The sequence below is a fragment of the Pseudomonas sp. FSL R10-0399 genome, from assembly GCF_009600165.1.
In the GTDB taxonomy this organism is placed as follows: Bacteria; Pseudomonadota; Gammaproteobacteria; order Pseudomonadales; family Pseudomonadaceae; genus Aquipseudomonas; species Aquipseudomonas helleri.
The window spans coordinates 1-22,970 of sequence record NZ_WIWK01000099.1; the positions used below are offsets into that span (position 1 = coordinate 1).

Annotated in this window: 25 protein-coding genes; 13 read left to right on the top strand and 12 right to left on the bottom strand. The window is 58.1% G+C overall.

Annotated features, from left to right (window positions below):
• From GHO41_RS22620 to GHO41_RS22650, 7 genes are all read left to right on the top strand, one after another.
• Window positions 1-685, top strand: a 685-nt coding sequence (locus GHO41_RS22620; protein WP_153434712.1) for an SDR family oxidoreductase, incomplete at its 5' end; no start/stop codon positions are given.
• Window positions 686-688: 3 nt separating this feature from the next.
• The gene (locus GHO41_RS22625) at window positions 689-1,543 is read left to right on the top strand and encodes a MaoC/PaaZ C-terminal domain-containing protein (RefSeq protein WP_153434713.1); all 855 of its coding nucleotides are present in this window, start codon (window positions 689-691) and stop codon (window positions 1,541-1,543) included.
• 164 nt (window positions 1,544-1,707) lie between these two features.
• Window positions 1,708-2,013 carry a nucleotide pyrophosphohydrolase gene (locus tag GHO41_RS22630; protein ID WP_048390322.1) on the top strand — a complete coding sequence of 102 codons (306 nt, stop codon included), beginning with the start codon at window positions 1,708-1,710 and terminating at the stop codon, window positions 2,011-2,013.
• A complete protein-coding gene (locus GHO41_RS22635; RefSeq protein ID WP_123751246.1) occupies window positions 2,010-2,759 on the top strand; it encodes a methyltransferase domain-containing protein in 750 nt (249 codons plus the stop codon). Before GHO41_RS22630 ends, GHO41_RS22635 begins: the two co-directional genes overlap by 4 nt.
• Window positions 2,760-2,780: 21 nt before the next feature.
• Window positions 2,781-3,395, top strand: coding sequence for a DUF4136 domain-containing protein (locus GHO41_RS22640; protein WP_048390317.1), 615 nt, complete (start codon window positions 2,781-2,783; stop codon window positions 3,393-3,395).
• Window positions 3,396-3,422: 27 nt separating this feature from the next.
• Window positions 3,423-4,022: a DUF4136 domain-containing protein gene (locus GHO41_RS22645; protein ID WP_123751245.1), complete on the top strand. Its 600-nt coding sequence runs from the start codon at window positions 3,423-3,425 to the stop codon at window positions 4,020-4,022.
• 233 nt (window positions 4,023-4,255) lie between these two features.
• Window positions 4,256-6,253 (top strand): pilus assembly protein TadG-related protein, encoded by a 1,998-nt coding sequence (locus GHO41_RS22650; protein ID WP_153434714.1) that lies wholly within the window; start codon window positions 4,256-4,258, stop codon window positions 6,251-6,253.
• Here the strand turns inward: GHO41_RS22650 and GHO41_RS22655 are convergent.
• Both GHO41_RS22655 and GHO41_RS22660 read right to left on the bottom strand, forming a co-directional pair.
• The gene (locus GHO41_RS22655) at window positions 6,250-8,985 is read right to left on the bottom strand and encodes a PAS domain-containing sensor histidine kinase (protein WP_153434715.1); all 2,736 of its coding nucleotides are present in this window, start codon (window positions 8,983-8,985) and stop codon (window positions 6,250-6,252) included. The two genes, GHO41_RS22650 and GHO41_RS22655, sit on opposite strands and share 4 nt — an antisense overlap.
• Window positions 8,982-9,422 carry a TadE family protein gene (locus GHO41_RS22660; RefSeq protein WP_048366481.1) on the bottom strand — a complete coding sequence of 147 codons (441 nt, stop codon included), beginning with the start codon at window positions 9,420-9,422 and terminating at the stop codon, window positions 8,982-8,984. The genes GHO41_RS22655 and GHO41_RS22660 overlap by 4 nt, the downstream gene beginning before the upstream one ends.
• A gap of 70 nt (window positions 9,423-9,492) precedes the next feature.
• Between GHO41_RS22660 and GHO41_RS22665 the strand changes: the two genes are divergently transcribed.
• From GHO41_RS22665 to GHO41_RS22675, 3 genes are all read left to right on the top strand, one after another.
• Window positions 9,493-9,966, top strand: a complete 474-nt coding sequence (locus tag GHO41_RS22665; protein WP_353232633.1) for a prepilin peptidase — start codon at window positions 9,493-9,495, stop codon at window positions 9,964-9,966.
• A 123-nt stretch (window positions 9,967-10,089) separates the two neighbouring features.
• Window positions 10,090-10,866 carry a response regulator transcription factor gene (locus tag GHO41_RS22670; RefSeq protein WP_273222329.1) on the top strand — a complete coding sequence of 259 codons (777 nt, stop codon included), beginning with the start codon at window positions 10,090-10,092 and terminating at the stop codon, window positions 10,864-10,866.
• Window positions 10,867-11,349: 483 nt separating this feature from the next.
• Window positions 11,350-11,700, top strand: coding sequence for a DUF6124 family protein (locus GHO41_RS22675; RefSeq protein ID WP_153434716.1), 351 nt, complete (start codon window positions 11,350-11,352; stop codon window positions 11,698-11,700).
• Window positions 11,701-12,098: 398 nt separating this feature from the next.
• Here GHO41_RS22675 and GHO41_RS22680 read toward each other — a convergent pair whose 3' ends face one another.
• From GHO41_RS22680 to cpaB, 8 genes are read right to left on the bottom strand one after another with little or no spacing between them, the layout of a single operon-like run.
• Window positions 12,099-12,365: a DUF3613 domain-containing protein gene (locus tag GHO41_RS22680; RefSeq protein WP_048390306.1), complete on the bottom strand. Its 267-nt coding sequence runs from the start codon at window positions 12,363-12,365 to the stop codon at window positions 12,099-12,101.
• 17 nt (window positions 12,366-12,382) lie between these two features.
• A complete protein-coding gene (locus tag GHO41_RS22685; protein ID WP_048366484.1) occupies window positions 12,383-13,078 on the bottom strand; it encodes a lipopolysaccharide assembly protein LapB in 696 nt (231 codons plus the stop codon).
• Between the two features lie 14 nt (window positions 13,079-13,092).
• Window positions 13,093-13,977 carry a type II secretion system F family protein gene (locus GHO41_RS22690; RefSeq protein WP_048390304.1) on the bottom strand — a complete coding sequence of 295 codons (885 nt, stop codon included), beginning with the start codon at window positions 13,975-13,977 and terminating at the stop codon, window positions 13,093-13,095.
• Window position 13,978: 1 nt separating this feature from the next.
• Window positions 13,979-14,863 (bottom strand): type II secretion system F family protein, encoded by an 885-nt coding sequence (locus tag GHO41_RS22695; RefSeq protein ID WP_153434717.1) that lies wholly within the window; start codon window positions 14,861-14,863, stop codon window positions 13,979-13,981.
• A 10-nt stretch (window positions 14,864-14,873) separates the two neighbouring features.
• The gene (locus GHO41_RS22700; protein WP_048366486.1) at window positions 14,874-16,148 is read right to left on the bottom strand and encodes a CpaF family protein; all 1,275 of its coding nucleotides are present in this window, start codon (window positions 16,146-16,148) and stop codon (window positions 14,874-14,876) included.
• The gene (locus tag GHO41_RS22705; protein WP_048366487.1) at window positions 16,145-17,344 is read right to left on the bottom strand and encodes a pilus assembly protein; all 1,200 of its coding nucleotides are present in this window, start codon (window positions 17,342-17,344) and stop codon (window positions 16,145-16,147) included. The genes GHO41_RS22700 and GHO41_RS22705 overlap by 4 nt, the downstream gene beginning before the upstream one ends.
• Window positions 17,341-18,567, bottom strand: coding sequence for a type II and III secretion system protein family protein (locus tag GHO41_RS22710; RefSeq protein WP_153330656.1), 1,227 nt, complete (start codon window positions 18,565-18,567; stop codon window positions 17,341-17,343). Before GHO41_RS22710 ends, GHO41_RS22705 begins: the two co-directional genes overlap by 4 nt.
• 28 nt (window positions 18,568-18,595) lie before the next feature.
• On the bottom strand, window positions 18,596-19,540 hold the full coding sequence (gene cpaB, locus GHO41_RS22715; protein ID WP_153434718.1) for a Flp pilus assembly protein CpaB: 945 nt from the start codon (window positions 19,538-19,540) through the stop codon (window positions 18,596-18,598).
• A gap of 333 nt (window positions 19,541-19,873) precedes the next feature.
• Between cpaB and GHO41_RS22720 the strand changes: the two genes are divergently transcribed.
• From GHO41_RS22720 to GHO41_RS22730, 3 genes are all read left to right on the top strand, one after another.
• Window positions 19,874-20,095 (top strand): Flp family type IVb pilin, encoded by a 222-nt coding sequence (locus tag GHO41_RS22720; RefSeq protein ID WP_153434719.1) that lies wholly within the window; start codon window positions 19,874-19,876, stop codon window positions 20,093-20,095.
• A 110-nt stretch (window positions 20,096-20,205) separates the two neighbouring features.
• The gene (locus GHO41_RS22725) at window positions 20,206-20,379 is read left to right on the top strand and encodes a Flp family type IVb pilin (RefSeq protein ID WP_256678828.1); all 174 of its coding nucleotides are present in this window, start codon (window positions 20,206-20,208) and stop codon (window positions 20,377-20,379) included.
• A 4-nt stretch (window positions 20,380-20,383) separates the two neighbouring features.
• On the top strand, window positions 20,384-20,794 hold the full coding sequence (locus GHO41_RS22730) for a response regulator (protein WP_153434721.1): 411 nt from the start codon (window positions 20,384-20,386) through the stop codon (window positions 20,792-20,794).
• A gap of 75 nt (window positions 20,795-20,869) precedes the next feature.
• On the opposite strand, the gene GHO41_RS22735 is transcribed toward GHO41_RS22730, so the two are convergent.
• Complete coding sequence (locus GHO41_RS22735) at window positions 20,870-22,552, bottom strand: ShlB/FhaC/HecB family hemolysin secretion/activation protein (protein WP_153434722.1); 1,683 nt, start codon at window positions 22,550-22,552, stop codon at window positions 20,870-20,872.
• A gap of 185 nt (window positions 22,553-22,737) precedes the next feature.
• A partial coding sequence (locus tag GHO41_RS29885) for a hypothetical protein (protein ID WP_178126558.1) occupies window positions 22,738-22,970 on the bottom strand: 233 nt, incomplete at its 5' end.

The following is a 22,970-nucleotide window of genomic DNA, read 5'->3' on the forward strand; positions in this document are numbered from 1 at the left end:
GGGCATTGGCGCGTCGATTGCCGAAACCCTGGCCCGCGACGGCGCCGAGGTGGTGTTGCTCGACGTGCCTTCAGCCAAAACCGATCTCGATGCACTGGCCGCCCGCCTGGGCGGGCGCAGCGTGGCCTTGGACATTTGCGCCGCAGACGCCCCCGCGCAATTGGTCGAGCATCTGCCGGACGGCATCGACATCGTGGTGCACAACGCCGGCATCACCCGCGACAAAACGCTGGCCAACATGACGCCCGAATATTGGGATGCGGTGCTTGCAGTCAACCTCAACGCGCCGCAAGTACTGACCAAAGCCCTGCTGGACAGCGGCACCTTGCGCGATAACGGCCGGGTGATTCTGCTTGCGTCCATCAGCGGTATCGCCGGTAACCGCGGGCAAACCAACTACGCCGCCAGCAAGGCCGGGCTGATTGGCCTGGCCCAGGCCTGGGCGCCGCTGCTGGGCGAGCGCGGTATCAGTATCAACGCCGTTGCGCCGGGCTTTATCGAAACCCAAATGACCGCGCATATTCCGTTTGCCCTGCGCGAAGCCGGGCGGCGCATGAGTTCTCTGGGCCAGGGTGGTCTGCCACAAGACGTCGCCGAAGCCGTGGCCTGGCTCAGCCAGCCGGGCTCGGGGGCCGTCAGCGGGCAAGCGTTGCGGGTCTGTGGGCAAAGTGCCTTGGGGGCCTGAATCATGACCGTGCATTGGCTCGACCTCAGCGCCCCGCCGCACTTGCCCGCGCTGTATGCGCAAGCGGCGGCCAAACGCAAAATCACCGGCAGCACCCTGCCGGAGCAAGGCTTGCGCTGCTGGGTCGACATCGATACCCAGGCGCTGGCGGCCTTTCGTGACGTTTGCGCGATTGCACCCAGCCCGTTACTGCCGCCGACCTACCCACATGTGTTGGCGTTCGGCCTGCAAATGCAGTTACTGACCGACAAAGCCTTCCCCTTCCCGCTGCTGGGACTGATACACCTGACCAACCGGATCCGGGTCTTGCGGCCCATGGGCGGTGTGACCCGGCTTCGCATCGGCGTGTTTGTGCACAACCTGCAAAAACACCCCAAGGGCGCCACCTTTGACGTCGTGACCCAGGTCGACGATCAACTCGGGCCACTCTGGGAAGCTGAAAGCACACTGCTGTGCAAAGGCGTCGACTTGCCCGGCGAAGTGCCAGCAACCCCGACCTTTAGCCCCATCGCCTTGACCGAACTGACCCGCTGGTATGCGCCGTCGAATATCGGTCGCCGCTATGCCAGGGTCTCGGGCGACTACAACCCCATCCACCTCAGCGCCGCCAGCGCCAAACTGTTCGGCCTGCCCAGCGCCATCGCCCACGGCCTGTGGCTCAAGTCACGCGCGTTGGCAGCCCTCAACGCGCACCTGCCAGCGGCCAATGTCGAGATCAGCGTGGCGTTCAAAAAGCCGGTGCGATTGCCCAGCGAAGTCATCTTGCTGAGCAGCGATGCAGGCTCAAGCGGCGACTTCCAGCTCAACGGGCACGGGGATCTGGTGCATTTGATTGGCCAGTGGCGCCCCATCAGCTGAGACATCAATGTGTAGGAGCGAGCTTGCCTCGCGATCTTTTGATCGTTTAAAAGATCGCGAGGCAAGCTCGCTCCTACAGGGGATTTGCCTGTACGAAATGCCTTTCACTTGCACCAATCTGCATTCAGTCGCAAGCTTTGCTCCTTCTGGAGAACCCACCCGCGATGAACCTCGAAGAACTCACTCAGCGCATGCACCGCATCCGCGATAACAACGACTGGAAGCAATTTCACAGCCCGAAAAACCTGGCCATGGCGGCCAGTGTCGAAATGTCCGAGCTGGTTGAAATTTTCCAGTGGCTCAGCGAAGACCAATCACGCCAATTATCCGCCGACAAACTGGCCCACGCCGGGCAGGAAGTCGGCGACATCGTGCTGTACCTGTTGCTGTTATGCAGTGAGTTGGGGCTGGACATGGATCAAGTGGTGCGCAGCAAACTGGCCGACAATGAAAGGCGTTTTAGTCAATGAGTGACCGTCACTTCGATCAACTGGCCACCCGTTTCGCTGAAAAGATCTACGGCGGGGCCAAGGGCGCGATTCGTCTGGCAGTGCTGCAGGCCGACCTTGAAGAGGCGCTGCCTCAGCGCCCGTTGCGGGTGCTGGATATCGGCGCCGGGCTGGGCCACATGTCGCTGTGGCTGGCTGAGCGCGGGCATGATGTGACGCTCGCCGAACCGGCCGCACCGATGCTCGAAGGCGCACGCGAGCGCTTTGCCGCTGCGGGCCAGACCGGCACCTTTATTCAGGCACCGTGGCAAGAGCTGCCGGGGCAACTGACCGAGCCCTACGACCTGGTGATCTGCCATGCCGTACTTGAATGGCTGGCCGAGCCCCACACGATCCTGCCGGTGTTGCATCAACTGACCGCCAAAGACGGTTGGCTGTCGCTGGCGTTTTATAACCGCGATGCCCTGATCTACCGCAACCTGCTCAAAGGCCACTTCCGCAAAATGCGCAAGAACACCCTGGCCGGTGAAAAGCAAAGCCTGACCCCGCAAGAGCCGCTAGACCCGCGAGAACTGGCCAGCGCCCTTGAAGGTCTGTGGCAGGTGCAAAGCCAAAGTGGCGTGCGGGTGTTTCACGACTATATGCCAGTGGAGTTTCAAGCCCGCGCCGACCTTGAAGCGCTGGTCGAAATGGAGCTGGCCCACCGTCGCCATCCTGCCTTCGCCGGGCTGGGACGTTATCTGCATTGGGTGTGCCGCCCGGTTTAACACCCGCATGGGGAGATGATGATGTATCGCCGCGTTGCCTTGCTCGCTGTAAGTCTGGGATTGGCTGCGTGCCAGAGCCCCAACCCGTATACCGCCAGTTCCATGCCCATCCCGCCGGCCCCGCCGCAAGCGGCCAACACCCTCGACTTGAGCGCCTACCCAGCGCCGCCACGGGACTACGGCCGCTATCAAAGCTGGGCCTGGCGCAATAACCAATTGCCGGCCGGGTCCGCCTGGGCAGACTCCGCACAAATTGCCGAAGCGGTCAGCAATGCCCTCGACCAACGCGGATTGCGCCCTGCACAGCCTGGTCACCCCGCAGATTTGTGGGTGAGTGCAGATTTACACACAGAAAAACGCTTGCGCCAGGTTCAGGACGACTATGGTTATGGCGGCATGTACGGCGACCGTTATGGTCGCTATGGCAACCAGTACGGCATGTACAACAGCGTACCGGTTGTGCGCACCTATGAAGTCGAAGTGATGGTTGTACGGCTCAATCTGTATGACGGAAAAACAGGTCAGCCGGTCTGGAGTTCAAGTGCAGAAACCAGTAGTAAAGGCAGCCTGAGCGAACGCAGTGACGCCCTGCGCGAATCACTGAACAAAGCAGTGCAGGCTTATCCTCCCCATTAAAACTGTTTGTTTAAGCGGAGACTCACCATGTTAGGACGCATTGCTTTACTGGGACTGGCCCTGCTGCTTAGCGCGTGCAACAGCCTGCAGGTCACCCATGACTACAACCCGGCAGTCAATTTTGCGCAGTTCAAGACGTGGGCCTGGAAAGACCCGGCCGTGCAATTTTTACCCGACACCCCGATGGTTAAAAACGGCCTGACAGCACAACGCGTGGTCATGGCCCTGAGCAGCCAACTGGATCAGCGCGGTCTGACCCAGGCAGCGCCCGGCGCCAAACCCGATCTGTGGGTACAAACCTATATGGTCGTGGCCAATCGCCAGGAACAGGTCACCAACTACAGCTATGACGGCGGACCTTGGGGCGGCCCTTGGGCTGGACCATGGGGCGGTTACTGGGGTGGCAACTATTGGGGCGCACCGGCATACGCCGAAACCCGCAATATCGTCTACCAGGTGGGCACCTTGCAGGTGGACCTGATTGACGCCAAAGACGGCAAACTGGTCTGGCGTGGCAACGCCGAAAAAGTCGTCGACGAAGATGCCACGCCTGCAGAGCGTAGCGCGGCGATTTCCAAGGCAGTCACTGAAATCATGAGTAATTACCCACCCAAGCCAGGGCGTTAATTAAATCAAGCCAACTCACTAACAAAGTATATAACTGCGAAGTATTAATACTTTAGTAAGTGAGTTGGCCCTACTCTTCTTCCTTTACAACCTTTCATCCAACAGTTCTCATTAGTTGCACTCTCGGGCCTTATAAAGTGTGCAACTGGCCAGCATCCTGATCACTTCTTGACTACACTCGCTAAAACTTTAGAGCGAAGCGCTGGACAGTGTTCCAGTATCAGGAGTGCTCAATGTCTCCCCCCTTACGTCGTGCGTATTTCAACGGCCCCCGCCAACAACACGGGGCGATTGGTTTAATGGCGGCACTGACGCTGGGGATGGTGCTGATCTTTATGTTGCTGGTGGTCGACGGCGGCCGCCTCTACCTTGAACAACGCAAGCTGCAACGGGTCGCGGACATGGCGGTGCTTGAGGCCGTCAGTCGGGGTGGCAGTTGTGCTGCCACCCCGTCGACCGCCACGCTGTACGCCACCCAAAGCGCCGCCCGCAACAGCTTCGTCCCGGCCGGCACGCAACAAACCCTGAATGCCACCTGCGGCACCCTGGTCACCGTCAACCAACTGCGCACCTTCCAGCTCGATCCCAGCAAAAGCGACGCTATCCGCGTGATTGCCACCAACACAATCCCTACCAGCATTGCCGGTGGTGTGTGGGATTTGGTGAGCAAGGGGACATTGTCGACGACCACAAAGTTGACGGCGAGTGCGGTGGGCGCTGCGCCAAAGGGGTTGCTGGCTCAAATAAGTATTCGCAGTACATTGGCAACAGTGACCACGGACTCACAAGCAGCGCTATTAAACTCCGTATTCTCCTCATTACTGGGTGGTAACGTCACGCTCAACATAGCCGGTTGGAACGGGTTGATTAATGGCGATATAAACCTATTGAATTATATGGATCAAATGGCCATCGACCTTAAACTTTCAGCCGGCAACTACAACCAACTTCTTTCTGCCAATACGACCCTGACACAACTTCTCACCACCTCATTAACCGTGGCAAATGCAAACGGCGCAACAGCAGACCTGAAGGCAGCGCTTGGAGGGTTGTTACAGGCATCGCTCAACGTTAAACCTACCAACCTTACCTTGGGAAATTTGCTAAATCTTCAAACAGGCACAAAATCTGCCGGATTAGACGCTAACCTTCAAGCCTTCCAATTAGTTCAGGCTTTTCTTCAAGTGGCCAATGGCAAAAACGCTGTTGATCTTAATGTGCCTATAAAAATTCCAGGCCTGCTAAACGTCACATTACTTACCAAAGTCATACAACCTCCACAGTTTTCCGCTATTGGCGACCCAAGTTCGTCCGAGCTTATTTCAGTACGCACAGCCCAGGTCAGAACACTTATATCCATCGATCTCGGCTTGGGTGTCATCACAGGTTTAACCAACGCGGTATCAGGTTTGACCACTACAATTTTCAGCACAATAAATAATGTTCTAAATCTGAATTTGCTAGGTGTCCTGAATGGTTTACTTTGTCTGCCACCAGGCGGTTGCAAACAACTCTCACCGTTAATACTTCCTGATCCTAAAATTTATATAAGCCTTGATGCCGGCGGCGCTCAAGCTCAAATAACAGGCTACAGCTGCCCAGTCGGTAGCACCGGATTAAAAAGTCTCACTGTGAGCACGACGAAGTCTTTAGTTGACTTAAGGATTGGAAAAATTGATCCCTCCACGGCTTTTTCTTCCACCACCGCCCCGGTGGCCACCGCAATTCCTATCATCGATCTAGGGACGCAAGTTTGCTACGGGCTTTTGGGTTTAGGCTCCTGTGACCCACGAGTTCCCTTTGTTGCAGGCGGCATTGGTCTTATGGCCAACAGCGGTTTGTTGCAGAGCACACCTCAAACGTTAATTTTTTCAAAAAATACGACGCCGTTGGACACAACGCCACCGAACCTTAAACAGCCTCCCGCTATTCAAAGCTCCCCGGCGACAAAGGATATTGTCAATAGCTTATCGGCCACCTTGAGCGGTATTAAGGTTCAATCATTTGCCCCAACCACTAACAATGTTTTCAGCACAGTACTAACAGCGGTCACTGCGGTTATAACGGCAGTCACTAACCTGCTGAATCCGGTCATTCAAAACTTGCTTAGCCCCCTACTGGACCCGCTGATCAACAACCTGCTTTCAACATTGGGCATTAGCTTGGTCGATGTCCAGATAGGCGCCAACCTCAACTGCGGCCAAGGCGGTCGCGCCCAACTCGTGCTCTAACCTTCAACCACCGGCAACTCCACGCAAAACCGGGCTCCGTGCCCGGTGTTGCTGACGCTTAAGCGGCCGCCCATGTTGTCGATAATTCCGTAGCTCACGGACAACCCCAGGCCTGTGCCCAAGCCGACCGGTTTGGTGGTGAAGAAGGGTTCGAAGATCCGTTCCAGCAGGCGCGGGTCGATACCGCCCGCATTGTCTTCCACCGTCACACGCACGCCGTTGTCGAATGCGCCTGCGGTCAAGGCGATCCAGGGGGTGAATTGCGGGTCGGTTTCGCGCTTGCTCATCAGTGCATCGCGGGCGTTGATCAACAGGTTGATCAGCACTTGTTCCAATTGGTCGACGTGGCCGCGCACCTGCAAGGCATCGCTCAAACACTCTGTGCGCAACTCAATGCCTTTGCCGCGCAAGCCTTCGCACAGCAAGGCCAAGGCGCCTTCCAGCGCTTGCGCCGGGTTGAAGGCTTGTTGCTCGACTTCTGAACGACGGCCGAACACGCGCATGTGGTCGACCACCCGCGCTGCCCGCTGGATCTGGGCATCGATTCGAGTGAGTTTGTCTTGCAGGTAGTCGTGCTCCACATCGCCGTTGCTCACGCGCTTGAGCATGTTGGCGATGGCCATGCGCATGACGTTCAATGGCTGATTGATTTCGTGGGCAAGGCCCGTGGCCATTTCACCCAAGGTGGCCATTTTGGCGCTCTGGGTCATTTGCTGTTGCGAGCGACGCACATCAGTGTTGTCGCGGCCCACGGCCTGGACTTCGAGCAACTGGCCCTGGGCATCAAACACACCCCGGTCCGACCACACCCACCAGGCATACTCATGCCCCGGCAGTTGCAAGCTGATTTCTGCGGTACTCACCGGGTTTTGCGGGGTTAACCGGGCAATGCGCTGCATAAACTCCGCGCGCTGTTCGGTCGACAACCAACTGCCCAGATTCACCCCCGGCAATGCCTGCGGGGTGCACTCCAGGTAAGCCGCCAGCGGCTGGTTGCCAAAGGTCAGGGTCAGGTCTGGCAGATAACGGCAAATCATCGCGGGCGAGTCTTCGACCAGCACCCGATAACGCTCTTCACTGCGCTTGACCCGTTCAGTGGTCTCGGTGGCTTCGGTCACATCCAGCCACAACCCCACCGCCTCGATCGGCAGCCCAAGGTCATCGCGCAATAATTTGGCCTCGTCCAGCAACCAGTGGTAGTTGCCCTTGCTATCACGCAGGCGATACCGACGCCGGGCGCTGCCAAAGCGCAACAGTTGGCGGGTGCGGTCAAAGTATTGCTCGCGATCGTCAGGGTGAATCCACTCGATCAGCCCGGCCCCCTGGCTCTCGGCCAGCGTCCAACCGAGTAACGGTTGCAGGCTGGCGCTAAAAAAGGCGGGCACTAACGCCCCTTTCTCATAGCGCTGCACATAAATCACCGCCGGTGAACTGGCGATCAGGTTGTCCAGCCGCGCATGGGCGGCCGTCGCTTGCAGTTGCTGACGTTTGATTTCGCTGACATCCAGCATAAAACCGACGATACGCCGCTGGCTGCCCGTGCCGACCGCTTGCCCCTGAATCCGATACCACTGGGCTTGCCCCGCGTTCTGCGGCAGGTCCAGACGCGCAACCACCATCAGGTCTTTGCCGTGTTCAATCAGCTCATCAAAACGAATACTGAGTTCATCACGATCGGCCGGATGAAACAGCGCCAGCCAGGCTTTGCAGGTTAATGGCGTGTGCGGGGCCGACAGGCTTTCGGCCAATTGCGGGGCCAACTGCACCTGCTCGGTGGCCGTCGACCACTCCCACCAACCCGTGCCCAACAAACCTTCCAGCGCTTGCACCCGCTCGCGGTGCTCAGCCTGTTGCTGCTCGCGCAAACGCTCCAGCAAAGGCCCGGCCAAGGCGGCGCACACGTGCGACCAATCGCTCTCTCTCATCAGCGCAGGGCGCGTAGAAAACCCCAATAACAGCCAGGCACTGAGCCCGCGCTGATCGTGATAAGGCATGCACAAGCCATCGGTCGCGCCCAGCAGGTTGCGAAATTGAAACGGTTGCTCGTTGGCAGCGGCCTGGCCTGAATGACGCGAACCACTGAGGCTGTCCAGCGCACTGCCCAGGCTTTGCCCCACCTCCCACAAGTGCGCTGCGCCGGGCGCCTGATAAACGCTAAAGAGGCTCCAGTCCGGCTGCCCTTCTTCACGCAGCGCCAGGGCGATGCACGGCACCTGCCATTGCTCGCCGATGCGTTGCAACGACTCCTGCGTCACCTGCGGCAAACGCGCCATGCTGCATAAGCGTAATTGCCTGGCCAGGCTCAAGCTCAGTTGCATGCACAGCTCACGGTTGTGGGCTTGCTGGCCTTCACGCCGCAGGTCGCTGATGTCCAGCAACTGCAACAGCCAGCCGTCAGCGTGTGGCTGAACCCAACCGCGGGTGTGCAGTACAGAACCCCCGGTGCATTGGAAGTCCAGATCAAGGCTGTGCCCCAACCAATCGGCCGGAGCCCCTTCAAGGGCCTGGGTGCTGTCCGGCACCAGATAATCGAGCAGTAAACGCGTAGCGTCAGCGCCGCTGACCGGCTGCACACCGAAACGCTGAGCGCCGTGCACCTCCAGAACCCGCCCCTGATGATCGAGCAACAGGTGCAAGGCCGTGTCCTTGCCGGGTTGCGCTGCACGGTGCTCCGGCAAAGGGTCTTGAGCGCGGCCCGAGAAGCGTCCAGACGGCTTGCCACCCAAGTTCAAAACTGCAGGCTCGACTGGGCCGACAAGGTGTCCGGCAAGCTCGGCACTGTGATGCCACCCGGCAGTTTGAGCACCGGCAGAATGTTGCTGAGCGTTGCGGCAGGGAGGCTAACGGTTACGGTCAATATTCCCGCGCTGTACACCGCCGTTTTACTGATATTGGTGGTCATCGCCGTGGGCATCCAGCCCAGTTGCTGGTCCAGCACGCCCTTGGCCACCGATTCGACCTTGGCCTTGTAATCTGCCGTTGCCAACGTCGGGTCCACCGCCATGCTGCGGCGCACCGCCTCGGCCGTCGACTGGTTAAAAGACTGCATCAGCAGCAGCGGAAAGCTGTAGCTGAGCACGCCATACAGAACTGAGAAAAAGATCACAAAAACCAGGGCGAACTCAATCGCCGCCGCGCCTTTTTGTGAGTGGGGAAGGTCAACTTTCATGACTGCGTCTACCCTGACAATTCACCGTGATATCAGCATAGAATCATTCGAAGAAAAGGGACGGGAATACGTGATCCATTTAGCGGTTTTATTCATTTGGTTTGCCGCCTGCGCTGCCCAAGACCTTTACCAACGTCACATCGCCAACAGCCTGACGTTTGGCGCCGCAGCCCTGGCGTTGGTGTACCTGCTCTGGACCGGCACCACCTGGCTGGGCGCCAGCGCGGCTGAAGGCGGCTGGGCCCTGTTGATTGCCTTGGTCCTGACCTTGCCCGGCTACGCCCTGAACAAACTGGGCGCTGGCGATGTAAAACTGTTGATGGCACTCGCACTGGCAACCGATCGTCCGATACTGCTGGGCACGTTTATTGGCGCAGGTCTTAGCGCAGGGCTGTGGTTTTGGCTCGCGCCAAAAGTGCTCCCTCTATTGAATCAACGTCTTACCCATCCCCCCGGCGAAAACATCAAAGGCGCGTCAAAAAAACTGCCCTTCGCCCCTTTTCTTTTATGCGGCTTCAGCTTGTCCGTTTTGTGTCTAACCTAATCAAAACGAAGGATTTATTACATGTACAGCGTAGGAAACTACGTCTATGTTTCCTGAACCCCTCGCCATTCACGCGAGTGGTTCAGGACGTCTTAAATTGGCTTGCCAGGCATGGAGTAGCGCGTGAACAAGCTCACCTCAAAAATAAAAGTGTTAGTGGTCGACGATCAGCCGTTGATTGTCGAAGAACTCAGTGAGTTCCTGGAAAGCAGCGGTTACCGTTGCGTGCCTTGCGAATCAAGCCGTGAAGCCGTGGAGGCGTTTGTCGCGGATCCCGAGATAAGTCTGGTGCTGTGTGACCTGCACATGCCCGACATGAACGGCATCGAATTAACCCAGCATCTGCAGAAAATTGCCGGTAAACACCGCCTGTTTGAAAGCATCCTGTTGACCGGCCATTCCGACAAACAGGACGTGATCAAAGCCTTGCGCATTGGCATTGCCGACTACTACCCCAAACCGGTTGACCTTGCGGAATTGCTTGAGGGTATTCAGCGTCAGGAGGCCGTACTGCGCGAACGGCAAAAGAACGAGCATCTGGGGCATTTGAACCAGAAGTTGCAGTACTTGGCTGAGTCTATCGACGACCTTTATCAAGACATGGAAACGGTTCGCCATCCGCCGCCGTTCAAGAGCACTGTGGCTGCGGACGACGAAGCCTTGTGTGACCTGCCACCGATTTTCAAGCAGTTGTCACCGCGCCAGTTGGACGTGGCCAAACTGGTGGGCAAGGGGCAGACCAACTACCAGATCGCCTGTGATTTGGGCATCACCGAAAACACGGTCAAGCTCTATGTGTCCCAGGTGTTGCGCCTGACCCACATGAACAACCGCACCCAGTTGGCGCTCGCCCTCTCCCCCAGTGCATCCGCCCAACAGCATCGGCAAACGGCGCACTGACCGCAGCCTGTAGTCGCTGACGAGGAACGAGGCTGCGATGGGTTGCACAGCGACCCCAGACGGCGGTCCTGCGGCCCGCATCGCAGCCTTCGTTCCTCGTCAGCGACTACAAGAGCGGCTTGAACCCATGAGGCTGCGATGGGTTGCGCAGCGACCCCGCTTTTAACAGAGGTTGCTGAAGCCCTCACAATCAGCCATTTCGTACGACGCTTCCCTTTCAATCCGCTGAAACATCCTAGAAACTTCCGTTCGCTTGTGCCTGATCATTTCGGGGAATATAGTCGCCCGGTTTAAATTGACGGCGCAAGGCGCCACCTCCGCGAGGCGCTTTTTTTCGGCCTGCGTTTTATGGTGGCCGTGCGCAGGGCGCCTTCGGGCGCGCCGGTTTCCGTCATTACCGGTCGACTAACCTGCGCATGGCTGCCACCCATTCGTTTAGTCGCGACAGGTGACAGCTCCTTAAATAATGATGGAGTTGTACCTATGAAAAAAATTGTTCCTGATCCCCCAGTTTTAACCCCGCAAACTGCTGCTCAGTGCGAGGCATTGTCGTTAGACCGTGCGGCCACCGAACGCGCCCTCGATTACTACCTGCACGACCATAAGCCTCCACGGCACGTGGATCAGGCCACGTATGCCATCCCGGACAGTGTCAATTTAGAAGCGGCTTTGGCCCAGGCGTCAGACTTGTTGCGCTGCGCGGGCGCTTCGGCGAGTGAGGCGGGGAATGGCTTGAGCGGGCATTCGCGCAGTTTGGTGTTGTCCTGCATGCACCTGGTGGAGCTGGCCAAGGCGTATGTGGACAAGTCGCTGGATGGTTTAACGACGCACTAAAGCAGCACGCGCCTGAGTGCAAGCAGGCGCGTTTTGAAGATCAAAAGATCGCGAGGCAAGCTCGCTCCTACAGATTGAACTGCCTCCACAAACCCGTAGGAGTTGCCGCCCCGTCTTCGACGCCGCGCTGTCGCGCAGCAAACAGGCCACCGAATATCTTCAGCATCCCCCAATCGGTTCCCTCTCCTTCGGGAGAGGGCTAGGGTGAGGGGGGGCTCTTAGATCAAGATCAAAAGATCGCGAGGCAAGCTGAACTGCCTCCACAAACCCGTAGGAGCTGACGAGCGTAGCGAGGCTGCGATGGGTTGCGCAGCGACCCCACACGGCTGTCCGGGGCCCGCATCGCAGCCTTCGTTCCTCGTCAGCGACTACAAGCATGAGGCCGCGGCGACAGTGCCTTATTGCTGCTTGGCCTTACCGCCTTCGTCCTGTTTGTAGTACTCAGGGATGGGGTGGGTGTAGCTGTCCAGCCAACGTTGCAGGCTGCGTTCGCGCTCGGCCGGGGTCGCCACCTGGCGTTCCTTGGACTGGGCCTGACCACTGACTTGCAGTTGCAACCAGCGCTCGGTTTCCTGCTGGTACTGAGACGCCGGCCCCGGCTCAATCGCCAGCACGCTCAGCGGCATCACGCCCAACAGCACGGCCAAACGAATCGAACATTTCATGGCAAACCTCCAACGCGTTATTTGATTGCAGCCACCTGATGACTGGCCGGTTTGGCAGCCTGGGTTTTCAGGGCCTGGGCCCTGGCTTGTGCGTCACTCACTTGTTCAGGGGTCAATTCAGCGCGGCTGGCCAGCTCCGCCGCCTGGTTCCATTGGTCCTGATAGATGAGCAAGGTGACCAGGTTCAACGCCGCCAATTGATCCGACTGCTTAAGCTCCAGCGCCGTCAAAAACTCAAAACGCGCTTCGTCGGTGCGCAGTTGGTTGAGGTACACCACGCCCAGGTCATTGCGGATTTTTTCGTCCGTGGGCGCCGCTTGCGCTGCACGCTCAAGGTAGGACGCCGCCAGCGTGTTATCGCCTCGCGCTGCCGCCAACTGGCCCAGGCCATGATCACCTTCGGCGCTCAAGCAGGTGCCGAGCAGCCCGCGGTACAACGGCCCGGCTTCAGGGCGACCCAACTGGCGATAGATCCGCGCCTTGCGCAGTTGCACCTGGGCGAAGCCCTCCGGCAAGTTTTGCAAGTTGGCCAGGCTGGCGTGCAGCTTGCCCTCCTTGGCCATGTCGTCGGCCAGGTTCATCGACAGTTCCTGATCGTCGCTCAACTTGCCGCAACTGCCACCGCTAAAGGCGGCCCACGGCGGGTTGCTCGGCCCCCCGGTGGCACATCCCCCCAGCATCAACAATGCACACACGGCCATGACTGCTTTCATGCTCATACTCCTGATCAAGAGCCAAAGGCCCGTGCGATAGCAATAAAACTCGGCCCGCCCAACACAATCAGCAACGCCGGAAACAAAAACATCATCATCACCACCGACATCTTGGCGGACATTTTTGAGATGTATTCCTCCATGCGGGTGAGACGTCGGTCATCCAACAGGCTTTTCAGTGACTGCAACGATTTCATCGCACCACCGCCCTGCTGCAGCAATTGCTTGAGAATCACGCAGGTGTCGTCAAACTCATCCACCGCCAGCAAACTGGCCGCCTTGTCCAGTTCCTGGCTCAACTCCAGGCCCGAGTCCACGCGGGCCAGCACCAGCCGCAGCTCGCCTGTGATCACCGGCAACAGTTGCCGCGCTTCGATGCTTAACACGCGCAGCGCTTGCTCCACCGCCATGCCCGATTCGAACAAAATGCGCAGCAGTGGAATAAACGTCGACACCTCAACTGCCGCCGCTTCCTGACGCTTTTTAGCGACGTGGGCAAGCATGCGTTTGGGGATCAGATACCCCAGCGCCAAAGCAAACAGCAGCACGATCATCAAATAGCCGGAACCCGGGTAAAACAGTTCATGCCCCAGAAACGCCAGCCCGGCCATGGCCACCGGCGTACCGACCTGGAACGCCGCAAACAGCGAACGCTGGCTTGCCGTGCGCCAGCCCACGCGGTTCAGCAACACTTGGGTTTCGTTGTCCATGGACACCGAGCGCTGGCCAAACTTGCTGCTGCCCAATGCGCGCATCCACACGCTGATCTTTCCCGGGCCGGTCTTTTCGCCCTCAAGGCGTTGCACCACCCGTTGTTGGCGCAAGCGCTGTTGAACCGCGCTATGGATCAAGACCCCAAGGCCTGCCAACAGCAACACTGCGCAAATCAGCAAGGCCATGTCATACGCTCCGTACCATGCGCCACAAGGCAAAACAGCCAATGGCTTGCAAGCCAAACGCGGCAATCAGCAAATGTTGACCACTCGCGTCGTGCCACATATTCACCAGAAAGGTCGGGTTGGTGACCATGAAATAGCCGCCCACCAACAGCGGCAACAGCGCCAGCACCAACGCCGTGACCCGCGTTTCACCAGTCATGGCCTTGAGCTTGCGCGCCCCTGATTCACGCTCACGGATCAACACGATGAGGTTTTCCAGCAGTTCGCTGGCGTTGCCGCCGTAGCGGTGGTTGACCTTCAAGCCCAGGGCAAACATGCGAAATTCATCGCGCTCATACAGCTCGGCAAAATCCTGCACCGCCTCGGGCAAACTCACGCCCAACTGCACGTTGCGCGCCACCCGGCTGATGCTGTCTTTGAGCGGGTCATGGGAGGCCTCGATGGCATTGAGTACCGCATCGGCCAAGGTGCGCCCGGCCTTCAGGCTGCGCACGCAGTGATCAAGCAATTGCGGCAATTGCTCAACCATGCGCTTGACGCGACGCTGGTAACGCCAGCTGACAAAAAGCTTTACGCAGACCGGCGGCGCGACCAGGAACACCAGAAAAAAAAACCAGCCGCCCAGCAGAGCCGCCAATGCCACCGCCCCGGCCCAGATCAGTAGCCACAACCCCAAACGCTCCGAAGGGCGACCCAACCCCGCCTGCAAAAACGCCCGGTCCAGCCACTCGACACCCAGCACCTTGTCCGCCAGTTGCGGGTGGCCCTCGGTCAAGCGGCCCAGCACCCGGCTGGTGGTGGGATCGCGCAAGGCGCGGTAGACCAGGTTCATCGACATCATGAACATCATCAGGCTGATCGCGAACAGTATCAGGGCCGGAATCATGATCTACGCCTCAGCCGTTGGCATTCAGAATCGGGTCGCGACGCAACTTGTCGCTTGCCGGGTTCAGTGCCTCACGCACAAAGCCAAAGCCGGTGCGTTTGTCCAGCCGGAACAAGGTGTTGGTGACGTACACATCGTCACGCACGCCCACCACTTCCAGCACTTCACTGACACAGCGGCGCCCGTCAGACATACGGGTCAGCTGGATAATCACGTCGAGGGCGGCGCAGATCATCTGGCGCAGGGTTTTTTCCGCCACCGTACGGCCGGTCAAACCCACCAGGGTTTCAAGGCGTAACAAGGCGTCTTGCGCGGTGTTGGCGTGAACGGTGCTCATCGAACCATCGTGGCCAGTGTTCATCGCCGTCAGCACATCGAGTACTTCCACGCCTCGAATCTCGCCGAGGATGATGCGGTCCGGGCGCATCCGCAGGGCGTTGCGGATCAGGTCGCTGGATTTGACTTCACCGTGCCCTTCGGAATTCGGCGGGCGGGTTTCAAGGCGCACCACGTGGGGGTGGCCCAACTGTAATTCGGCCACGTCTTCAATGGTGACCAAGCGCTCGTGCGGGTTGATCAATTGGCTGAGGATATTCAGCAACGTGGTTTTGCCGGTGCCGGTACCGCCGCTGATCAAAATGTTGCAGCGCTTGCCCACCGACTCCTGAAAAAACTCATAGATCGACTGATCGATGGTTTGCATCGCCACCAGGTCGCTGCTTTTGAGCATGTCTTTGCGAAACTTCCGGATCGACAGGCAGGGACCGTCCAGCGCAATGGGCGGGATGATTGCGTTCACCCGGCTGCCGTCGGGCAGCCGTGCATCGACCATGGGTGACGACTCATCCAGGCGCCGACCCAGCGGCGCCAAAATGCGCTGCATCACACGCTCGACGTGATGATCGTCGATAAAACGCAAATCGCTGTGGCTCAACAGACCGTCACGTTCAACAAACACATGGTGCGGGCCGTTGACCAGAATCTCGGTAACGGCGCTGTCGCGCAGCAGCACTTCCAGCGGCCCGAACCCTGTCAGCTCGTCAACGATTTCCTCTGCCAGACGTTCCATCTCGTAGCGCGAAATGGCCAGGTGCAAACGCGATACGTATTCGGCCACGCGGTCGGTGACAAACTGCGACAAGGCATGGCGCGAATCTTCCAGCAGGTTTTTGCCGCTCTCCTCGATGGCGTCAATGATGTAACGGTGCAGCACCATTTTCAGGCCGTCGTGGTCGGCGCGCCCGTCTTTGTGAAGCCCGGAACCGAACAGCTGCTCTTTGGTCATTTGGACCCCCACAGACGGTTAAGCCATTTGTCCGCGACTGAGGACGGTTTGCCCGACGCCACAGAGCGCTTGGCCAACTGTTCACCGATCTTTTTCAAGCCTTGGCTCAAGGCCTCGCGCGGCCCCAGCTCAAACAACGTGACAGCCTGATTTTTCGCATTGAGGCGTAACTCGGCGCTCAGCGGCAACGACACCAGCACCGGTAAATCAAAGCTCTTGGCCAACGCATCGACATCCGGAGCAATCCCCCGCAGGCAGCGGTCGACCACCAGCCCCGTGTGTTCGAGTTTCATGCCCTTGTTGCGCCAGAGGTTAAGTACATCCAGATTGCGGCGGCAATCGAGCACGTTCTGATCGACGTACCAGAGCAACTTGTCACAGTGAGTCACGAACGTGCGCAACGCCTCGCCATCCGGCTGGCCCGTGAGGTTCACCACAATGTGCTGGAAGTGCTGACGCAAAGCACTGAGCAACATGTACAACTCGGCGGCGCTGGTGTGCTCCAGAGGCTCGTCGGCGTTGCTGTGGGCCAACACCCGCAAGCCGTCCGGGGTTTTGGTGAACGCACTGTCGATCAAGGTGCTGTCCAGGCGCCGCAAATGCCGCAGCGCATCGCCAAAAAAGAACGAGCTTTCAAGGCCCAACAGCGCCAGGCCGTCGCCACGGGGAATGCCCAAATCCAGAAACAGGGTTTTCTGCCCGCTCTTTTGCACCACCAGCGCCAAGTGGCTGGCCAGCAGCGCGCCATCGGCGTTGCATTGCGCGCTGAACAACACGCTGAGGCCGCCCAGCTCGGTATTCGGCGTCACCGGCGGCAGGCGCTTGCTCAACCGCCGTACCAGCCCCGCCACTTCACTGGAGCGCGAGCCATAGGCGACAAAATCCCGTGCCCCGGCACGCATAGCATTGAGCACCAACTGGTTGTCCATGCCGTCGCCCAAGGCCACGATCGCCAGCATCGGCTTGGCCTCTAGCGCGCCTTCGATCAACGCGCACTGGGCCACCACCTTCTCCCGGTCCAGCCCCACAAACACCAGCCCGGCAAAGGTCACGTCAATTAATGCGAGCAGTTCATCAAGGCTGCTGGTACCCGCCCCCACCACTTGGCCGAGCGGCGCCAACGCACCCTGCAGCCACTCAAGATCGGTGTTGTTGCGCGTCAGCGCGAGAAACGTCTGGCTCAGGCTCTGGCTCATTGGGATAACCCGCTACGGCGATTGAAATTGCCGTTTTCAAGGAAATACAAGCGATACCAGTTGGGGTCGTAATTGCGCAGCTTTTCGCCCGGCATGCTCGGCAGGGGCGCATTGGCAGCCAAGGGTTGAACCAGATGCGGGGTCACGATCATCAGCAGCTCTTTTTCTTCGCGGCTGATGTTCGAATCGCGGAAAAACGCCCCCAGAATCGGCACGTCACCCAGCCCCGGGAATTTGTTCACCTGCGAGGTGTTGCGCGTACTGATCAAGCCGCTGATGACAAAACTTTCGCCATCGGCCAGCGAGATGCTGGTGTCGGTACGGCGTACGTTAAGCCCCGGCACCAGCGTCCCGGCGATGTTCACCGCGTTGGTGTAATCCAGCTCGCTGACTTCGGGTGCGACCTTGAGCAGGATGCGGTTGTTGCCGACCACGGTCGGAGTCAGCGTGAGGCGAATACCGAACTCCTTGTACTCGATCGACACGTTATCGCTGCCGCTGCTCGGCACAGGGATCGGTACTTCGCCCCCCGCCAGAAAGGTCGCACTTTGCCCGCTCAATGACACCAGGCTCGGCCGCGCCAGGGTGTAGGCAAAACCGCTGCCCTCCAGCGCATTGATCATCGCCCGGACCCGGCCACCTCCAAAGCCGATGTTGAAGTTTTTGCTGTTGGCGATCGGACCGCCGGTGATGATGTTTTCAGCGTTGGTGATGAATGAGTTGGGTGAACCAAACAGAAAGTTGCTGCCCTGACCAAAGATCGACGTGCTGGCTTCCTGCAGCTTGGTCCGGCTGACCTCGACAAAGCGAATATCGGTTTGCACCTGGCTGAGCAACGCCGGGTCTTCTGAGGGCGACACGGAGGCGCTGGTAAAGCTCTGGGTGGCTTTGCCCTTGACGAACACCATGCTCTGGCGCGGGGTTTTCGAACAGGCGGTCCAGACCATCAAGCTGGTGGTGCCCGGCGCGACACCGGTGAGCAAAAAGGCGTTGCTGCCGTTGGCATGCACATCGGCAATGCCCGGATCACCGACGGCAATGCGCGTAATGGCAACCGGCGAATCCAGTGCTTGCTGGATGCCCTGCCCCACTTCCAGCACCGCTGGCAATTGCCCTAGCGCTGAGCAATTGGAGGGCGCGGCCAAGGCCATTTCAAAAGGCAAGCTGCTTAGAACCAGAGTCCAGACAGCTCGTTTGTACAGCGCTACGCAACGATGGCTCATAGGGTCTTCCTTGCAGATCAGGCTTTTTTTATTGAGCAGGCTGTTGGGCCGTTTGGTTGCCGCGAATAATTTCGATGCCCCGCGCACGCGGAACGACGCCGCCGCCAGGGTTCGCCACCGGGGCGACTTTTGCCGGGCCGGTAAAGGCCAATTGGTTGAACTGATAAAGGTCGCGTCGGGCGTTCTCAAGCTTGCTTGGGGCGTCTTGCTCACCCGCCCAGTACTTGCTCAAGCGATCTTCCTTGGCGCTGCGCACCGCCAGGCGCAAGGTGCCCGCCTGGGCTGCGAGCATCAGCTGGCTGAGCAGCGGCGCGGGAACGGCCAGCACGGCCGAACGTGCAGTGGCCCGGCGCTGTACTTGTTTGAGGGCTTCGTCGGCACTCAGCGTTGCCTTGGATGACTGACCGTCGCTGCTCTGCCCCACCTCATCCCCCACGCTCAACACACGCACGGCCGGCACCACCACTTGTGCCGACTGCTGCGGGTTGGACTGGTCCTCGCGCAGGGACAGCAACACGTCTACATAATCGTCGGGGGACAACTGCCCGCTGGCGCCGATCACTTCATCAATGGCCACCGCCAGTGCGCGTTCATCCGGGCGGATCATCCGCGCCAGCGGCCCACCGACTTCAAAGCTTTGTTCATTCAGCCAGGTACCCGCGCTCAAGCTGCGCCACGGAGCACGCCCTACCACCTGATCAACCGAGGCATAACTGCCTGCGGGCGCCGTATGCAATTTTTCAAGGGTCACATCGTCGGCCGTCAAGGCCACATGCGGGGCAACATCGCGTACCAGCACCACCACGGGTTTGCGCGTCTGGTCTTCAACTGTGGCGACACTCTGCTCAACGACCTGGGTTACCGGTACCTGCGCAACCGGCTGCTGGCGGGTTATTACCAAACCCCAAAAACCCGCGGCAATGGCACCGATAAACAAGAGCGCGGCCAGGATCAAACTGCGTCGGTTATTCATTAACACACTCCCTTTGCCACTCTGTACTGCACATCAGGAAATCCATTCGCTTATCGGTCGCTATGACAGGCATTATTATTGCGACCATTTCGCTATTTGAAAGTAGCGCACACAAAGCAAAATGCCATTAGGCAACTCAAAAAAAATAGAGTGCCGCCGAAGACCTTGATTTACCGTAACTTTCACATGGACACTTTTGGATTAATACTTTTGCATTAGTGCTTTTTAACAGTTGATGGATTCCCTTTTCTTGCCAATGCTGTGATGGCAAATAGTAATTACGTCGTCCCCTTGCTGCGAAGTGCCCTCTTTGGTGCACCCAGGAGAAATCAGATGTTTACCAATACCGTTCTGAAAGTCTATGTTCCGACCCAACTCTTCGTGGCGCACCATGTCAAACAGTTTGCAAAGCGCACTGAAGGGGCGTCGGGTATTGAGTATGCGATTATTGCCGCCATGGTTGCGATTGCTCTCGCTGCCTTTGTGACGCCTATATCTACTCAAATCAAGGCCATGTTTACCACTATTCAAACGGCGGTGACTGCACCTAAATAAATTTAGCGAAACATCAATAAATGGACTAGCCGCCTGGAAGACGGGGTAGTAGGAGATATCAAATGTTTTCAAACACTGCTTTGAAAGTCTATGTCCCGGCCTATACCTATATGACAGGTAAAGCCAAGCTATTCTTCCAACGTACAGAGGGCGCGTCGGGTATTGAATATACCATTATTGCAGCGATGGTCGCTATCGCTTTAGCGGCCTTCGTCACCCCAATATCGGGCTCAATCGATACAATGTTTACAACGATTAAAAACGCTGTTACCAAACCCGCTTAACATCATGAACAGCCGATCTAAACGCCAACAGCTTCTCTTGGTAGACGACGAAGAGGACGCTCTGCTGGAGCTGGCCGAACTGCTGGAGGGCGAGGGCTTTTGTTGCTTTACGGCAACCTCAGTCTCACTCGCCCTTCAGCAGTTGACCGTTCACCCGGACATTGCCCTGGTTATCACCGACCTGCGCATGCCCGAAGAAAGCGGCATTGCATTAATCCAGCGCCTGCGAAATCACACCGCACGACAACACCTGCCCGTCATCGTTATTTCCGGCCATGCCGACATGGACAATGTCAGCGACTTATTGCGTTTGCAAGTCCTGGACTTGTTCCGCAAACCGATCTATCACGACCGTTTAATCCACACCCTCAATTACTTATTCCCCGTCTCCAAACTCTACTCCGTCCGCCCATAACCCCACCTACTACTGTAGGAGCGAGCTTGCCTCGCGATCTTTTGATTGTTTAAAGATCGCAAGACAAGCACATCCTTATAACTGATAACTAAAACTCAAGGTATAACGCGGCCGGCGGTTAAAACTGTCCAACGCCATATCCGACATAGGCTTGGCCACTTCCAGCGATATATTGTAATAACGCTTATCACCAAAACGCAGCCCGACAGCAGCAGATGACATATCAGAGCCTTTTAGCGGAAGTTCGTTAAACCAGGTTTTCGCCTTATCCAATACAGCATAAGGCTGCAACAGTTTCACCCACTCACCGTCGCGATTAAAACTGTAGTTGAGTTCATAGGCCACACCCCAGCCTTTATCACCTGACGCTTGATCATCGGGATAACCACGGCCAAAATTTTGACCGCCGAATACAGCACGCTCACTGTCCGCCAATGTATCGTCACTCCAATACAAAGCGCCCGATACTACGCCCTGCCAATTATCGAAAAACGTATTACTTTGAACACCTGACACACGCAAGCGAAAGAAATCCAGATCATAGTGATTGCCGGTCAAGTTACTTTCCGTCTTGGCCCCCAACCCATTAATCCCTTGATATAAACCTGCGCTGACAATCCGCAATTGTTGGCCCGTGGACTTGCGCCAATCCCCTTCAACCGCCAAAGCCCGTACATTGGTTTTTTCGCTGATGGTTTGCGAATAACCGACGATGTCGTAATCGGTTTTATCGTTTACTCCGTATAAACGGCCCGCAACGCTTAACCATTGGTCAGGCGCGACGATCAGCGGGTGGCTGACGCCAATCGAAAAACGGTCATTTTCGCGGTGGGGCTTGAGCTCAAAACCGTCACTGGTCGCAATGCTGGTGGACGGATCACTGCGATAGCGCGTGCCATACAGGCTCAACTGAGTGCCCTCGGCGTTCAGGTACTGGCTGTAATCAATGCGGTAGTAGTGTTCTTTGTCGTGCCCCGGCGGGAACAGCCCGCTCACGGTCAATTGCTCGGCCATGGCGGTTTGCGAGTTGCTGTTGACGCTGAACAGGGCCTGGGTACTGTCGCGGCTGCCTTCAACGAGGCTCATGCCGGTGGTGAACGGTTTGCGGCTGGCCGTGACGTGCAGCGTCGCCGCCCCATCGGTGGTGCCCGGCGGCGGCACTTGCGCCTGCAACGTCACCCCCGGAATACGGCTCATCAGCGTGGCATAGCGATCAAAGGTTTTGCGGGTCAGCGGGCGTTCGCCCTTGAGTTTGTCGACCAGTTCATCAATAAAGCCTTTGACCCGCCCGACATCACCCTCCACCTGGTAATCGCGGATATACCCCTCGACCAGCACCACCCGTACCAGGCCCTGATCAAAGTTCTGCGGCGGCAAAAACGCGTACGACAACAAGTACCCATCGGTTTGGTAGCGCTGAGTGATGGTGCGCGTCGCTTCAATCAGCTCACTGAGGGTAATTTCATGCCCCAGCAACGATTTATAGGCGGCGCCCAGCTCTTGCAGCGGGTACACCGTGCCGCCCTCGATCTGCAATTTGCGGATGGTCAGGCGGGTACTCATCATCAAGGGCTGGGCGTCGGTCGCGGCCGGTTTGGGCAGCTTTAAGGCAGGTGTTTGCGGGCGATAGGCATCCACCGGCAAGTTGGGCGCGGGCAGCGACTGCAGGGTTTCGTTGCTGTTGAGATAGCGTGGAAGCGGTTCGGCACCCACGCACGGGGCCAAGGCCAATAACAAGAACGGGACATAAGTTCGCATATGACACTCCATGGTCAACAACAGCGGCTTAATGGCCTGGACGCGCCATTAAGCAATGACGCTGTCCAAACAGCAGTCCTACAACCTGGATACAAAAAAAAGACGAGGGATTCATGACAATCCCTCGTCTCAACCAAGCGTAGGCGTTGTAGGTATGGCCGTCGAACCGGCCAGGTGCAATTTCGTCAGTTTTTCTTGCCCAAATTACCCAGCCCGCCAACCACGCCTCCAACCAAACCTGTGACCAGGCCAGTTCCCGAACTTGCACCCGCACCCGCGCCAGCACCTGCTGCGGCACCCGCTCCGGCACCGACACCCGCACCTGAGGACGAAGTACCTGCTCCCACCCCGACACCGGCGCCTACGCCCACCACCGCACCCACTCCACCGCCCAGCAAGCCGCCTACACCGCCTGTAC